Raw genomic sequence first — 16,020 nt, 5'->3', positions numbered from 1 at the left:
TTATTACACTTCGTTTCTCACCACCGGGTTTTCCCCGACGGCGTGGTTGCACCCCGGCGCGGGGGGGCGCCCTGACGCGCCCCGCGCCCGGTCCGGGGCCCGCCCGTGGGGGGCCGGGCCCCGGACCGCCCTCCCTACGTGTCATGCACCTGAAGGGACGCACCGCCATGCGCAAGTACCTCGCCCTCGGCGCAGCCGCCGCACTGCTCACCGGCCTCGGCGCGACCGCCCACGCCACCACCCCGGCGGCTCCCTCGGCCGCGCCCCTCGCCGGCCTGCGCGTCCTCCTCTCCAACGACGACTCCATGCAGGCCGCCAGGGCGAGCAACTCCGACGGCCTCGGCCTGTACGAGCTCCGCCGCGCGATGTGCGCCGCCGGCGCCGACGTCGTCGTGATGGCCCCGTGGCAGGTGCAGTCCGGCAAGGGCACGGCCGTCAGCAACGGCGGCGTGCTCACCGCGCGGCGCCGCGCCGCCGCCGGGCTGCCCGCCGGGTACGAGGGCGACTGCGCGGCCGCCCCGGCCCACGGCGCGGTGTTCGGCGTGTGCCTGTCGGCCGGGCCGTGCGGCAAGGACACCCCGAGCGCCACGCCCGCCGACACCGTGAAGCTCGCGCTGCGCGGCGGGCTGAGCGCCGAGGCGGGCTGGCAGGACGGCCCCGACCTGGTGCTCACGGGCATCAACTCGGGCCCGAACGTCTCGGCGAACGTCAACGACTCCGGCACCGTGGGCGCGGCCGTCGCGGCGATCGACCAGGGCGTGCCGGCGGTCGCGTTCTCCTCCGCGGGCGACGAGAGCAACACGTACTTCCCGCGCGACAACTACCGCGCGAACGCCGAGTTCGGCGCCCGTTTCGTCGCCGGGCTCCGCACCCGCGGCCTCCTCACCTCCGCCTTCGCGCTCAAGGTCGACTACCCGGACGTCAGCGCCGGACAGCCCGCGAAGGCCCCGGTGTGGACCCGGGTCGGCGACGGGGCCGTGGCCCACCACGCGTACGAACGGCGCGGCACGAGCGACTCCTTCGACATCACGCTCGGCCTGTGCCCGGTGGACGGCGGCGGCGCGGGCGAGTGCGCCGAGGGCCGCGCGGACGCCGACTCGACCTGGCTGCTCGACAAGGGCCACATCACGGTCGCCCCGATCACCTGGGACCGCACCTACGGCACGCGGGTGGACGCCCGCCGCACGCTCGGCCGGATCGAGCACTACGTCACGCACGAGGCTCGTTAAGCGGTTGTCCCGGCCGCCCGCACCCTCCGAGGATGGGCGGGAGACAGCCACGTACAAGCGAGCCACGGAGTGAGCAATGAGCAGCCCCGTCACCCTCGAACGCCGTGAGGGCCCGTACGGAGAAGTCGTCCTGCGGCGGCGCGACACGGACGACGTGACGCACTACGAGATCATCGCCAACGGAACGTTCCTGATGGACACGTCCGACGGCCGCTCGGAGCGCCTGCTCGTCGACGCCGCCCTGGGCGCGCTGTCCGGCCCGTCGTGCCCGGCGGCGCCGTCCGTCCTCATCGGCGGGCTCGGCGTCGGTTTCTCGCTCGCGCACGCCGCCGCCGACCCGCGCTGGGGCCGGATCGTGGTCGCGGAGCGTGAGGACGCGATCATCGACTGGCACCGGAAGGGTCCACTCTCGGCCATCTCCGGTGCGGCGCTCGCCGATTCGCGCACCGTGATCCTGCACACGGACCTCGTGGCGCACCTGCGCACCACCACCGACACCTACGACGCCCTGTGTCTGGACATCGACAACGGTCCCGACTGGACGGTCACCGAGGACAACGAATCCCTTTATTCCGCCGAGGGTTTGGCCGTCTGCGCGGCCCGTCTGAACCCCGGCGGAATCCTCGCCGTGTGGTCGGCGCGGCCCTCCGCCGATTTCGAAGAGTCGTTGCGGAATGCCGGATTCAGCGGGGTACGGACCGAAGAGGTCCCGGTTGCCCGGGGCGTCCCCGACGTGGTCCACCTCGCCGTCCGGCCGGCGGGATCGCCTGCGTAGCCTTGACGCGGCGGTTGCCCCTAGGCTGCTGCACCGACATCGGCGACGCGAGGCGGGGCAATGGAGCAGACACACACCACGAACCACGGTGCGACGACTCCAGGGGCCCAGCGCAGAGTCCTCGTCGTCGAGGACGACGCCACGATCGTGGACGCCATCGCCGCCCGGCTGCGCGCCGAGGGCTTCCTGGTGCAGACGGCCGGCGACGGCCCGGCGGCCGTGGACGCCGCCGAGGCGTGGCAGCCGGACCTGATGGTGCTCGACGTGATGCTGCCGGGCTTCGACGGCCTGGAGGTGTGCCGCCGGGTGCAGGCCCAGCGGCCCGTGCCGGTCCTGATGCTCACCGCGCGTGACGACGAGACCGACATGCTGGTGGGCCTCGGCGTCGGCGCCGACGACTACATGACGAAGCCGTTCTCGATGCGCGAGCTGGCCGCCCGGGTGCACGTGCTGCTGCGCCGGGTGGAGCGGGCCGCGCTCGCGGCGGCGACCCCGCGCAGCGGGATCCTGCGGCTCGGCGAGCTGGAGATCGACCACGCGCAGCGGCGGGTCCGGGTCAGGGCCGAGGACGTGCACCTGACGCCGACCGAGTTCGACCTGCTGGTCTGCCTGGCGAACACCCCGCGGGCCGTGCTCTCGCGCGAGCAGCTGCTCGCCGAGGTGTGGGACTGGGCGGACGCCTCCGGCACCCGGACCGTGGACAGCCACATCAAGGCGCTGCGCCGGAAGATCGGGGCCGAGCGGATCCGCACGGTCCATGGCGTCGGCTACGCGCTGGAGACCCCGGCGCCGTGAGCCGGGCGGGGCGGGGGGCCCGGGAGAACGACCGGCACGACGACCAGGGCGGCGGCCGGCGGCGGATAGCGATATCGATCAAGACGAAGCTGGGCACCCTGGTGGTCGGCGCCGTGCTGCTGACCTCGGGGCTCGCCCTCGTGGCGATCCGGACCTCGACCGAGTTCCGCTACATCACGATCTTCGCGATGATCGCCACGCTGCTGATCACGCAGTTCGTGGCCCAGTCCCTGACCGCCCCGCTGGACGAGATGAACCACGTCGCCGGCTCGATCTCGCGCGGCGACTTCAGCCGCCGGGTGCGCGGCGCGGACCGCCGCGACGAGCTGGGCGACCTGGCCTCCACGATCAACCGCATGGCGGACGACCTGGAGGCCGTGGACCGGCACCGCAAGGAGCTGGTCGCGAACGTCTCGCACGAGCTGCGCACACCCATCGCGGCGCTGCGCGCGCTCCTGGAGAACGTCGTCGACGGCGTCTCCGCCGCCGATCCGGAGACCATGCGGACGGCCCTGAAGCAGACCGAGCGGCTCGGCCGGCTGGTGGAGACGCTGCTCGACCTGTCACGACTCGACAACGGTGTCGTCACGCTCCGGCGCAGCCGCTTCGAGGTGTGGCCCTACCTCTCGGGCATCCTGCGCGAGGCGAACCTGGCCGCGTCCCAGCGCGGGCTCTCCTCCACGTCGGGCCTGCACCGCCGTACGGACGTGCATCTGCACCTGGACGTGTCGCCGCCCGAGCTGACCGCGCACGCGGACGCGGAGCGGCTGCACCAGGTCATGGCGAACCTGATCGACAACGCGGTGAAGCACTCCCCGCCGCACGGACGCGTGACCGTGCGGGCGCGCCGGGGCCCGTATCCGGACAGCGTGGACCTGGAGGTCGCGGACGAGGGCCCGGGCATCCCGGAGGCGGAGCGGCACAAGGTCTTCGAGCGGTTCAACCGGGGCACGGTCCCGGCCCAGCAGGGCCCGGGCAGCGACGGCGGCACCGGTCTGGGGCTCGCGATCGCCCGCTGGGCGGTCGATCTGCACGGCGGTCACATCGGAGTGGCCGAATCGTCACGCGGCTGCCGCATCAGACTCACTCTTCCGGGCAGTCTTCCGCCGCGGGATTGACGTAGGGTTCGAACCGGAAGCACTCGTTCTGCGTGTACGTGGACGGGTACGTGGTCAGGGATGCGGCTGAACAGGGCCGTAGCCGCGCTTTCCCGTACCCTGACCGACGCAGAACCACGGTTGTTTCCCGCCATTCACGACCCCGAAACACCTCGTCAAGTGTGACTTGCGCGACGTTGGAGTGCCTGGCCTGCACCTCCCGGCCAGGGAGGCGTAGCCTTTATTTCCGCTGTCCATCACCTTGCGAAGCGGAAGAGGGCGGTTGCCGCCGTGTCGTCTCAGTCCCCCAGTACCCCGAGCTCCCCGGCCGACCAAGACGGGCAGGGCGTGAGCCCCGCAGCCGCCTTCGGTGCCAATGAGTGGCTCGTCGACGAGATCTACCAGCAGTACCTCCAGGACCCGAATTCGGTCGATCGTGCCTGGTGGGACTTCTTCGCCGACTACAAGCCCGGAGCACCGGAGACCCCGGCCGCCCCGGCCGCCACCACCCCGAGCGCGCCGGCCGCGCCGCAGGCGGGCCCCGCACAGGCCGCACCTGCCGCCGCCGTGCCCGCCCCGGCCGCCCCGGCCGCCCCCGCCCCGGCGAAGCCCGCGGCCGCCGCTCCGGCTCCGGTGAAGGCCGCTCCGGCCGCCCCGGCCCCGGCGAAGCCGGCCGCCGCCGCGAAGCCCGCCGCCGAGGCCCCCGCCGGCCCCGAGCTGATCACCCTGCGCGGCCCCGCCGCCGCGGTCGCGAAGAACATGAACGCCTCGCTGGAGGTGCCGACGGCCACGTCCGTCCGCGCCGTCCCGGTGAAGCTGCTCTTCGACAACCGGATCGTCATCAACAACCACCTGAAGCGCGCCCGGGGCGGGAAGATCTCCTTCACCCACCTCATCGGCTACGCGATGGTGCAGGCGATCAAGGCCATGCCGTCGATGAACTACTCCTTCGCGGAGAAGGACGGCAAGCCGACCCTGGTGAAGCCGGAGCACGTCAACTTCGGTCTGGCCATCGACCTGGTGAAGCCGAACGGCGACCGCCAGCTCGTCGTCGCCGGCATCAAGAAGGCCGAGACGCTCAACTTCTTCGAGTTCTGGCAGGCGTACGAGGACATCGTCAAGCGGGCCCGCGTCGGCAAGCTGACGATGGAGGACTTCTCCGGCGTCACGGTCTCCCTGACCAACCCCGGCGGCCTCGGCACCGTCCACTCCGTGCCGCGTCTGATGCCCGGTCAGTCGGTCATCATGGGCGTCGGCTCCATGGACTACCCGGCCGAGTTCCAGGGCACCTCCCAGGACACCCTGAACAAGCTGGGCATCTCCAAGGTCATGACCCTGACCTCGACCTACGACCACCGGGTCATCCAGGGCGCGGCCTCCGGCGAGTTCCTCCGCATCGTCGCCAACCTCCTCCTCGGCGAGGACGGCTTCTACGACGACGTCTTCAAGTCGCTGCGCATCCCGTACGAGCCGGTCCGCTGGCTCCGGGACATCGACGCCTCGCACGACGACGACGTCACCAAGGCCGCGCGCGTCTTCGAGCTGATCCACTCCTACCGGGTCCGCGGCCACGTCATGGCCGACACCGACCCGCTGGAGTACAAGCAGCGCAAGCACCCCGACCTGGACATCACCGAGCACGGCCTCACCCTGTGGGACCTGGAGCGCGAGTTCGCGGTCGGCGGCTTCGCCGGCAAGTCGATGATGAAGCTCCGCGACATCCTCGGCGTGCTCCGCGACTCGTACTGCCGCACCACCGGCATCGAGTTCATGCACATCCAGGACCCGAAGCAGCGCAAGTGGATCCAGGACCGCGTCGAGCGCCCGCACGCCCGTGTGGAGCGCGAGGAGCAGCTGCGCATCCTGCGCCGGCTGAACTCGGCCGAGGCGTTCGAGACCTTCCTGCAGACCAAGTACGTCGGCCAGAAGCGCTTCTCGCTCGAGGGCGGCGAGTCGGTCATCCCGCTGCTCGACGCGGTCATCGACTCCGCGGCGGAGTCCCGCCTCGACGAGGTCGTCATCGGCATGGCCCACCGCGGCCGCCTGAACGTCCTCGCGAACATCGTCGGCAAGTCGTACGCGCAGATCTTCCGCGAGTTCGAGGGCAACCTCGACCCGAAGTCGATGCACGGCTCCGGCGACGTCAAGTACCACCTGGGCGCCGAGGGCACCTTCACCGGTCTCGACGGCGAGCAGATCAAGGTCTCCCTGGTCGCCAACCCCTCCCACCTGGAGGCGGTCGACCCGGTCGTCGAGGGTGTCGTCCGCGCCAAGCAGGACGTCATCGGCAAGGCGGGCACGGACTTCACCGTCCTGCCGATCGCCCTGCACGGCGACGCGGCCTTCGCGGGCCAGGGCGTCGTGGCCGAGACGCTCAACATGTCGCAGCTGCGCGGCTACCGCACCGGCGGCACGGTCCACGTCGTCATCAACAACCAGGTCGGCTTCACCGCGGCCCCCGAGGCCTCGCGTTCCTCCATGTACGCCACGGACGTGGCCCGCATGATCGAGGCGCCGATCTTCCACGTGAACGGCGACGACCCGGAGGCGTGCGTCCGCGTGGCGCGGCTCGCCTTCGAGTTCCGCCAGACGTTCAACAAGGACGTCGTGATCGACCTCATCTGCTACCGCCGCCGCGGTCACAACGAGGGCGACAACCCGCAGTTCACCAACCCGCAGATGTACACCCTGATCGACAAGAAGCGTTCGGTGCGCAAGCTCTACACCGAGTCGCTCATCGGTCGCGGCGACATCACCCTGGAAGAGGCCGAGCAGGCGCTCCAGGACTTCCAGGGCCAGCTGGAGAAGGTCTTCGCCGAGGTCCGCGAGGCCACCGCGGCGCCGACCCAGGCCCAGGTCCCGGACGCCAAGCCCGACTTCCCGGTCTCCGTGACCACCGCGATCTCCCAGGAGGTCGTGAAGCGGATCGCCGAGTCGCAGGTCAACATCCCGGAGCAGGTCACGGTCCACCCGCGTCTGCTGCCCCAGCTGCAGCGCCGCGCGGCCTCGATCGACGACGGCACCATCGACTGGGGCTTCGGCGAGACCCTCGCCATCGGCTCCCTGCTGATGGAGGGCACCCCGGTCCGCCTGTCGGGCCAGGACTCCCGCCGCGGCACCTTCGGCCAGCGCCACGCGGTGCTCGTCGACCAGGAGACCGGCGAGGACTACACCCCGCTGCTGTACCTCGCCGAGGACCAGGCCCACTACAACGTCTACGACTCGATGCTCAGCGAGTACGCGGCGATGGGCTTCGAGTACGGCTACTCGCTGGCCCGCCCGGACTCCCTGGTGATCTGGGAGGCCCAGTTCGGTGACTTCGTCAACGGCGCGCAGACCGTCGTCGACGAGTTCATCTCCTCGGCCGAGCAGAAGTGGGGCCAGACCTCCGGCGTCACCCTGCTCCTGCCGCACGGCTACGAGGGCCAGGGCCCGGACCACTCGTCCGCCCGCCCGGAGCGCTTCCTGCAGATGTGCGCGCAGGACAACATGACGGTCGCCATGCCGACGCTGCCGTCGAACTACTTCCACCTGCTGCGCTGGCAGGTCCACAACCCGCACCACAAGCCGCTCATCGTCTTCACCCCGAAGTCGATGCTGCGTCTGAAGGCCGCGGCGTCGAAGGTGGAGGAGTTCACCACCGGCGGCTTCCGCCCGGTGATCGGCGACTCGACCGTCAACCCGGCCGACGTCCGCAAGGTCGTCTTCTGCGCCGGCAAGGTCTACTACGACCTGGAGGCCGAGCGGCAGAAGCGCGGTGACACGGAGACCGCGATCATCCGTCTGGAGCGCCTGTACCCGCTGCCGGGTGCCGAGCTGCAGGCCGAGATCTCCAAGTACCCGAACGCCGCGAAGTACATCTGGGCCCAGGAGGAGCCGGCGAACCAGGGTGCCTGGCCGTTCATCGCGCTCAACCTGATCGACCACCTGGACCTGGCGGTCGGCGCGGACATCCCGGCGAGCGAGCGTCTGCGCCGGATCTCCCGCCCGCACTCCTCCTCCCCGGCGGTCGGCTCGGCCAAGCGCCACCAGGCGGAGCAGGCGCAGCTGGTCGCGGAGGTCTTCGACGCCTGATCGCTCTGACCGAAGTCGTACGGAGTCGTACGACCGGAGGCCCGGCACCCCACTCGGGGTGCCGGGCCTCCGGCGTCTCCTGCCTTCGTACGGGCTGTCAGCCCAGGTTGGCCTCGAAGTCCCAGTACGGCCGGTTCCGCTGCCGCGCCGACAGCGTGTGCGGGTGCTGGGCGCCCAGCGTCCGGGTGAGGGTCAGCAGGGCGTCCTCCTCCAGCTTGCCCGCCTCCTCGTTCTCCCTGAGGCCGCGCAGGTCGGTGGCGAGCGCGACCTGGCAGGACAGGGTGAGCGGGTGCTCGTTGCCGAGGGTGTGCCGGGCCCGGCGCAGGGTGTCCCGGCTGAGCTCGGCGGCGTCGGCGACCCGGCCGTTGAAGTTGCGGGCCGCGGAGGCGTTGAGGGCGCAGCCGAGGACCCACGGGTGGTCGGGGCCGAGGGAGGCGGTGAGACCGGCGAGCGCGGCCTCCAGGATGGCGAGGGCGTCGGCGCGTTCGCCGGACGCCTGCAGGACCAGGGCGGTGTTGGCGAGGACTCCGGTGGCGACGGGGTGGGCGGGGCCGAGGAGGGCGCGGTAACCGGCCTCGGCCTCGTGGCTGAGTTCCCGGGCGTGGTCGAGGTCGCCGTGTTCGCGCAGGTAGTTGGCGTAGTTGTTGATGGAGGCGAGCGTCACGTAGTGGGTGCGGCCGTGCACCTGCTCCAGCTGTTCGAGCAGGCTGGCCATGGTGGCGCCGAGGTCCTGCTGGAAGCCGCCCTCTCGGCGCCGGCACAGGGCCAGCTGGGTGCGGGCGTAGAGGGTCTGCAGGTGCTGGGGGCCGAGGATCCGGACGTGCACGCGGACGCTGGCCTCCTGGCGGGCCAGCGCCTCGCGGTAGGCGCCGAGCAGCCGCAGGTCCTGGGCGACGTTGTTGCCGATGACGAGGGTCTGCGAGTGCCGGGCGCCGAGGACGTTCTCCGAACGGGCCAGGCAGGCGATGTCCTGCTCGTACGCCTCCTTGTAGCGGCCGAGCAGGCGCAGTGCGATGCCGAGGTTGTTCCCGGCGACGAGGGTGAGGAACTCGTTGTCGCCGAGCAGGCGTTGGGCCTCGGCGAGCACCTCGCGCTGCATCCGCTCCGCCTCCTGGTACTGCCCGAGGTAGCGGAGGTCGCTGGCGATGGAGACGGCCGAGCGCAAGGCGGCGAGCGGGTCGGGGGTCTCCGCCTCCTCGAGTCGGGCGCGCAGCGCGAGGTCGAGCTGGTAGGCGTCCCGGAAGCGTCCGTAGCGGCGCAGGATGTAGCTCTCCTGGCTGGTGAGTTCCTGCATCTCGGGGCTCACCGGGTCCATGAAGGTGGACCAGTTCTCCCGGATCCGCTCCGCGAGCCGGATGCCGGCCCGGAACTCGCCGCTGCGGAAGCAGTAGCGCAGGCAGTTGAGCACGGCGGTCTGCACGCGCGGGTTGCGGCTGGCCAGGGCCCCGGAGGGCTCCAGGTGCGGCAGCAGTTCGGCGTAGCGGGGCCAGTTCCGGCTGTCCAGCGGGTTGCCGGGGTCCGCCTCGGCGAGCAGGCTGCGGACGGCCTTGCGGTGGGCGTCGCGGTGCTCGCCGTCGGTGAGCCGGGACACGATGTCGTGGACGAGCCGGTGCATCTGGACGGACTCCTGATGGGGCACCATCTCCCCGGCGGTGACCGGGCCGCGGGACTCGCGGCTGAGCACGGAGTAGTTGACGAGGGTGTCCAGGGCCCGGGACCAGGCGGCTAGGTCGGTGACCATCCAGCGCAGGTCCTCGGGAAGTTCGGCCTGCGGGTAGGCGCGGACGATGCCGAGCGGGATGCGGCCGGGGGCGAAGGAGGCGCACAGGCTGAGCACGTCGATGGCCTGCGGCTGGGAGCGACGGAGCCGGTTGATCAGTATCGACCAGGAGGTGAGGGAGGCGTTGGGGATGCCGTCGCCGCCGGACGGCTCGTCCACGGCGGAGATGCGTCCGTCGCGGACCATGCGCAGGTACTCGCCGACCTCCATGCGGGACTCGCCGAGCCAGGCGGCGGCCTGGACGAGCGGCAGCGGCACGTCGCCGAACTCGGCGGCGACCTCGTCGGCCTCGGGCGCGGTGATGTGCGGGGCGCGCCGCATCAGGTAGGCGGTCGACTCGGCGCGGTCGAAGCCGGGGATCTCCAGGACGTCGGTGTAGTCGCCCCAGCCGCGGTTGCGGGAGGTGACGAGGACGTGGCCGGGGCCCTGGGGCAGCATGACGTTCGCGCCGTCGGTGTCGTCCCAGCCGTCGAAGACGACGAGCCAGCGGGAGTGGGGGTCGCCCCGGCGCAGCGCCTCGCGGACGGCGCGGATGCGTTCGCCGGGCTCGTTGCCGGTGGAGAGGCCGAGCTGGGCGGCGAGTTCGCCGAAGCGGTCGCGCTGCACGTTGCGGTCGTCGGAGCTGACCCACCACACGACGTCGTAGTCGGAGCTGAAGCGGTGGGCGTACTCGGCGGCGATCTGGGTCTTGCCGATGCCGGACATGCCGAGCAGGGTGCACGCGGCGCTGCCGCGCTCGGCGTCCATGAGCCGCCTCTGCAGCTCGGTGAGCAGCTCGTCCCGGCCGGTGAAGCGCGGGTTGCGGCGCGGGATCTCGCCCCAGATGTCGGGCGGGGTGTCCGGGAAGCGGACGTGCGCGCCGGCGGGCAGCCGGCGGCCGGCGGTGCGCCCCTGGTCGACGCCGAGCCGGCTGAGCAGCCGGGCCTCGGCCTCCTCCTCGCCGACGCCCCACAGGCTGACGGGTTCGAGGACGGCGGTGGCCGGGAGCAGGGTCCGGTTGGTGAGGTTGACCGCGGCGAAGCGCTCGGCGTTGGCGGCGACGAAGCCGCGCAGCACGTCGTTCCACTCGCCGGCCGCACGGGGGCCGAGCTGGAAGAACCAGTCGTCCAGGACGAGCAGCACCTGGCCGCGGGCGAGCAGCAGGTCGCCGAGCGAGTCCTCCAGGGGCACCTCGCGCGGCGGGTCCCAGCGCTGCAGGCTGGCCCGCACTCCGTGCGCGTCGAGTCGCTGGTTGATCCAGGTCGCCCACGGGCGGTGATAGCCGGGGAAGACCACGAGGACGTGCTCCGGCGCTCTCCTGGCTCCGTCCGCCGCACCGCCCGACCGCTGTTCCGCCATCTGTCGTGTCTCCCGTCCCGCTCCCGCGCAACGCAGTGTCATGTGCCGTGGGCACAGTGTTACCCAGCGGCGAGGGGAGCCGCGCCGAGGCTCGCATGATGCTGCCTCATTTGGTCCGCGAACTCCCGTCCCTCTGCAGTCAGTTCATCGGATTCAAGCAGGATCGCCAGCGCTTCACCCACCTGATCGTGGATGTCGTCGAACTGTTGCCCGGCGACGGACCGCCAGGACGCCGGCACGCCGTCGGCGGTGGCCGCCCGCCGCCACAGGTCGGCCAGGGCCAGATGCGCGTAGGCGCCGTGCAGCACGCCGGCGACGGGCCGCGGGTCCGGCCGCCAGCCGACCTGGTGCACGGCGTCCCGTCCGGGCCCGTACAGCGGCACGATCTCGTGCAGCGTGGCCAGTTTGCTGTGGTGCAGCTCGTGCACGAGCGTCTCGGCCGCCCCCGGCCCGTCGGCGGGCAGCGAGGTCAGTACGGCTCCGGGGGCCGCGCTCAGGGTGGCGCCGAGGTGCCGGGGCCCGCGCCCGACGAGCGGGACGACCACCCGGACCGCGCGGGCCACCTCGGCCGCCCGGCCGGGGTCGGTGCGCAGCAGCAGGTCGCGGGCGGCGCGCCAGCGCGCGGCCCAGGCGGCGTGGTCGGTGTCGGTGTGCTCGGCCGCGGTACCGACGAAGGCGCCGCCCGCGCCGGCCGGCACCCGGTACGGGTCGAGGTCGTCCAGGCGTGCGGCGCCGCCGGGCAGCGCGCGCACCGCGCTCCAGCCGGGCCCGTGGCCGGTGAGGACGCCGCCCGCCCGGCCGGTGCGGGTGAGGACGGCGGGTACGGCCCGGCGGGCGCCGGCCGGGCGGAACCGTACGGTCCGGTCGTCCGCGCTGATCCGGACGCGTTCACCGGCCAGCCGCAGCCGGCCCACGCCGGGCAGCGAGAGCAGGCCGTCCGGGGTCTCGACGGTCAGGTCGAGCGGGCCGGCGCAGCGCAGGGCCGCGGTGGCCGCGAGGGCGTCGAGACGGGCGAGGTGCCGGTCGAGGCCCGGCCCGGCGGGCTCGGTGAGCGCACCGGCCAGCCAGGCCCCGGTGGTCGGGTAGTCGAGGACGTCACGGACCGCGGCGGGACGCCGCCGCTCGACCCGTTCGAGCAGTTCCCAGGAGCGCTCGAAGCGGCCGAGCGCGCCCGGTTCGACTTCGGCGCGGAGTCGGTGGACCCGGACCAGGAGCGCCTTGAGGAGCAGCAGCCGCCGGGTGTGCAGGGCGGAGCCCAGAAGGGCGAGTCCGGCCGGATCGGGGCTGGTCCTGGCCAGTCGGGCGAAGGCGGCCGCGGACAGGGGCACGGCGTTCACTCCTGCCCCCCTGCCCACCTCGACGGACATCTGGCCGGAAACGACCGGTCGGTCGGGCCGTCCCACCGGAGGTCAGTCGCGGGCCTTCTCCCCGGCCTCCTCCAGCCAGGAGTCGGACAGGTCCTGCGTCTGCCAGAGCACCCGCTCGACGGCCGCGGCGAGGTCCGGATCGTCCATGAAGCGCAGGGTCCGCAGGTCCACGCCGGTGAGATCCGGCAGGCGCCGAGGCCGTCCGTCGGCCCTGTCGACGCCGGCCACCCACTCCATGTGCTCCAACACCCTCGGCTCCTCCTCACCGACCCTTGTCCCCCACGGTCGTAGCGGCGGAGCGGTTCTTCCCGACGGCCTGAAGTCAGAAACCCGTTCGACTCAACTGCGCCCATGTGCGCCCCCGTTATCCAGCCGCTCCGCCTCCGCGTCGCGCCACTCCCACCAGGGCGGCGCGATCCGGCGCCGTTCCTCGCGGGAGAGTTCGCGGGGCAGGCGGTCCGACGGGGTGCGGGAGCCGGCGCCCACCTCGGCGAGCAGCGCCCGGGTCCGCTCCACGTCCGCCCAGTCGACCTCCCGCAGCGCGCCGTCGAGCCGTCGCCACTGCTCGGCGGCGGCCGCGAGCGCGGTCCTGGCGCCGAAGGCGCGCCCCATCAGGTACAGCACCGCGCCCTGGGCGTGCAGGGCGCGGGCCAGGGTGCGGGTGCCCGGGGTGTCGCCGTGCGCGGTGTGGCTGTCCTCCGCGGCGCGCTGGTACGCGGTGAGCGCGTCGGCCAGCCGGCCGTCCCGGGCGACCTCGCTCAACTGGAGCCGCACCCAGCCCAGTTGCAGCCACACCTCGGCGCGCTCGGCGGGCCCGTCGGCCGCGCGGACGGCCTGGTCGAGCAGGTGTCGGCTCTCGAAGAGGTCGGGCAGGAAGCCGGCCCGGTCGTAGCGCAGGGCGAGCACGCTGCCGATCAGCACCCGGGCCCGGCCGCGGGCCGTGGCGTCGGCGGGCAGACAGGTGAGGGCCTCGCGCAGCACGGACTCGGCGCGGTCGACGGGCTCGGTGCCGCTGCCGGCGGCGGCCCGCCGCAGCAGGGACTCGCCCCAGGTGAGGAGCAGCCGGCCGCGCTGCTCGCCCTCGGCGGGGGTGAGCAGGGTGGCGGTCTCGTACGCCGCGTCGGCGGCGGGTCCGTCGCCGGTGACGTCGTGGAGGCGGGCCCGGGCGCTGGTCCAGCGCAGCCGGAGCGCGGTGGAGTCACCGAGCAGCGGTTCGGCCCGGTCGAGGGCGTCGGCCACGGTCGCGGGAGCGGCCGCCGCGAGGTGCAGGGCGTCGGCGAGGTCGAGCAGCACGGGCCCGGACTCGTCGAGGGCGAGCGCGGCGCTGAACGCGGCCACCGCCCCGGGCCCGTCGCCGCGCGCACCCCGGGCGAGGAGGAGGCGCCCGCGCCGTACGAGCAGGGCGTGGCGACGGGTCTCGGGCCAGTCGGCCGGGTCCCCGGCGAGCACGGCGACGGCGGCGTCGAGGCGGGCCGGGTCGCCGGTGTGCCGCCACAGGGCGTGCAGGGCGGCGGCCTGTTCGAGCCGGGCCTCGGCCCAGTCGGCGCCGCCGGGCCGGGCGGCCTCGGCGGCCCGTTGGAGCTCGGCGAGGGCCCGGGTGAGCAGCTCCTCGCGCTGTCCCCGGTCCCGTACGGCGGCGGTGCCGGCCTGCGCGTACAGCACCTGGCCGAGGACGAGCCGGGCGCCCACGGTGTCCTCGGGTCCGCCGGGCGGCCCGTCGGGGCCCTGGCCGGCGAGCGCGGCCTCGGCCATCTCGCGGGCGGTGGTGAGCAGCGACGGGTCGGACTGGCCGCGCCACTGGGCGAGCAGCCGGCGGGCGGCGGCGAGGGGTTCGGGGGTGACGAGGTCGGGCTGGTAGAAGCGCAGCACGCGGGCGGGGATGCGGGCGAACAGCTCGGAGGCGGCGCCCGCCGGCTGGTCGGGCTCCTCTCCCGGTCCGGTCGCCGCGGCCGCCTCCTCGTCGGTGGCGCCGTCGGCTCCGTGCCCGGCGAGGCGGGCGGCGGCGAGGGCCGGGAAGTTGCGCATGCCCTGGCCGAAGTGGCGCTCGACGAACTCGGAGCAGTGCTTGAGCACGAGCGCGGCGGCGCCCCGGTCGAGCGAGCCGAGGAGGTGCTCCTGCACGGCCGGCGGATAGCTGTAGCAGGGGTACGGGACGGGCCCGGGGAGGCGGCGGAGGAGGCCGCTCAGCAGCACCTCGGCGAGCTCCATGGGGCCGGTGTCGGGGAGCATCGCGCGCTGCACGAGCTGCATGACGGGCAGCGCGAGCGGGGCGGCGGCGAGATGGACGGCGAGCCGGACCGCGCCGGGGGAGGCTCCGGCGCGGAAGGCGCGCAGGAGTTCGTCGTCGCCGCGCCGGGCGGCGCCCGGCGTCCGTACGTCCGCTGTCCGCGCCGGCGCGGGGCCGATGCTGGCGGCCCAGCCGCGGACCGCTCCCCCGCCGTGCCCGGTGAGCAGCCGCGCCCAGGAGGCGAAGGCCTCGGGGGTGGGGGTGAGCACGGGCACGGCCCGGGGCTCGGCGGCGACGGGCTCCCACACCTCCTCGTCGGGCTCGAAGCGGACCTGGCCGCCGGCGGTGGCGGGCCGCAGCAGGGTGCCGGGCTCGACCGGCAGCGCCGTGCGGGCCCACAGCCGCGGCGGCAGCGGCTGGACCAGGGCGAGCGGGGAGTGCCGGGGCCACTGGGTGATGAGCTGCTGGGCGGCGCCGCGCTGCCAGAGCGGGCCGACGCAGTCGCTGACGACGAGGGTGAGGCGGCGGCCGGTGGGGTCGTGCAGCTGGTCGGCGGGGCGGAGCCTGGGGTGGCCGTCGCGGTCCGAGGTGGTGGTGACGAGCGGCGGGCCTTCGCCGGTGTCGTGCAGCCGGTGGACCTGGACGTCGCGGAAGGCGCCGGACTGCTGGCACGCCTGGCGCAGTTCCTCGACCATCCGCTGCCAGACGCCCATGGCGGGCCCGGTGTCCATGAGCAGCTGGATGTCGGGACGCGGGGCGGCGGCGGGGCGCAGTACGGGGGTGAGGATGCCGGAGGCGGCGCTGTGCTCGGCCGTGGCCTCCTCGTCGAGCCGGCCCTCGCCGGGCCGGACGGGCAGCCCGGTGGCGTAACGGCGCAGCGGGCGCAGCGCCTTCTGCAGGCCGAGGAGTCCGGGCAGGGCGTTCGCGCCGGGCGCGCGGACGGGCAGGGCGGCGCCGATGCCGGCGCCGGTGCGCGGGCGTGCGCCGCCGGACAGCCGGAGGTCGACGGTCTCGGGGCGCCGGGCGGGCGTGACGGCCGGGCCCTCCGGGTCGGACGCGTCGGGTGGGACGGTGTCGCCGATGGCCGGATCTCGACGGTGGTCGGCGGGTCCGGGGCCCGCGGCGCCGCCCGTACGGCCGGAGTCGCCGTGCTGTCCGGGCCCGGCGGACAGCGGCGGGCCCGGCACCGGATCGCCCGCCCGGACCTCCGGGTCGGCGCGCGGCAGCCACTGGGCGAGCCAGACGGCGTCCGCGACCTCCTCGGCCGTCAGGTCCTGCCCGGCGGCCCGCAGTCTGCGGGTGAGTTCTTCCAGCTGCATCCGGCGGGTCCGGTGCATC

General features: G+C 73.7%; 9 protein-coding genes. 5 read left to right on the top strand and 4 right to left on the bottom strand.

Features of this window, described 5'->3' with window-relative positions; all coding sequences use genetic code 11:
* The first annotated feature begins 143 nt into the window (after positions 1-143).
* The 5 genes from surE to ACWEV0_RS23045 all read left to right on the top strand — a co-directional run bounded on the left by surE (position 144) and on the right by ACWEV0_RS23045 (position 7,970).
* The gene (gene surE / locus ACWEV0_RS23065) at positions 144-1,229 is read left to right on the top strand and encodes a 5'/3'-nucleotidase SurE (protein ID WP_453151286.1); all 1,086 of its coding nucleotides are present in this window, start codon (positions 144-146) and stop codon (positions 1,227-1,229) included.
* 76 nt (positions 1,230-1,305) lie between these two features.
* Positions 1,306-2,004 (top strand): spermidine synthase, encoded by a 699-nt coding sequence (locus tag ACWEV0_RS23060; protein ID WP_453151285.1) that lies wholly within the window; start codon positions 1,306-1,308, stop codon positions 2,002-2,004.
* 60 nt (positions 2,005-2,064) lie between these two features.
* Entirely contained in the window at positions 2,065-2,799 is a 735-nt protein-coding gene (locus tag ACWEV0_RS23055) for a response regulator transcription factor (RefSeq protein ID WP_451610630.1), read from the top strand.
* A 65-nt stretch (positions 2,800-2,864) separates the two neighbouring features.
* The gene (locus ACWEV0_RS23050) at positions 2,865-3,917 is read left to right on the top strand and encodes a HAMP domain-containing sensor histidine kinase (protein ID WP_453151290.1); all 1,053 of its coding nucleotides are present in this window, start codon (positions 2,865-2,867) and stop codon (positions 3,915-3,917) included.
* A gap of 270 nt (positions 3,918-4,187) precedes the next feature.
* On the top strand, positions 4,188-7,970 hold the full coding sequence (locus ACWEV0_RS23045) for a multifunctional oxoglutarate decarboxylase/oxoglutarate dehydrogenase thiamine pyrophosphate-binding subunit/dihydrolipoyllysine-residue succinyltransferase subunit (protein ID WP_453151284.1): 3,783 nt from the start codon (positions 4,188-4,190) through the stop codon (positions 7,968-7,970).
* 97 nt (positions 7,971-8,067) lie between these two features.
* Here ACWEV0_RS23045 and fxsT read toward each other — a convergent pair whose 3' ends face one another.
* From fxsT to ACWEV0_RS23025, 4 genes are all read right to left on the bottom strand, one after another.
* Positions 8,068-11,088 carry an FxSxx-COOH system tetratricopeptide repeat protein gene (gene fxsT / locus ACWEV0_RS23040; RefSeq protein WP_453151283.1) on the bottom strand — a complete coding sequence of 1,007 codons (3,021 nt, stop codon included), beginning with the start codon at positions 11,086-11,088 and terminating at the stop codon, positions 8,068-8,070.
* 59 nt (positions 11,089-11,147) lie between these two features.
* On the bottom strand, positions 11,148-12,416 hold the full coding sequence (locus ACWEV0_RS23035) for an aKG-HExxH-type peptide beta-hydroxylase (RefSeq protein ID WP_453151282.1): 1,269 nt from the start codon (positions 12,414-12,416) through the stop codon (positions 11,148-11,150).
* A gap of 81 nt (positions 12,417-12,497) precedes the next feature.
* Positions 12,498-12,704: a hypothetical protein gene (locus tag ACWEV0_RS23030; RefSeq protein ID WP_453151281.1), complete on the bottom strand. Its 207-nt coding sequence runs from the start codon at positions 12,702-12,704 to the stop codon at positions 12,498-12,500.
* Positions 12,705-12,794: 90 nt separating this feature from the next.
* Positions 12,795-16,019: an SAV_2336 N-terminal domain-related protein gene (locus ACWEV0_RS23025; RefSeq protein ID WP_453151280.1), complete on the bottom strand. Its 3,225-nt coding sequence runs from the start codon at positions 16,017-16,019 to the stop codon at positions 12,795-12,797.
* Position 16,020 lies beyond the last annotated feature (1 nt).

Source organism: Streptomyces sp. NPDC003943, from assembly GCF_053605265.1.
The sequence above is the reverse complement of the archived record's forward strand: the minus strand, read 5'-3'. Positions and strand labels throughout refer to the sequence as shown.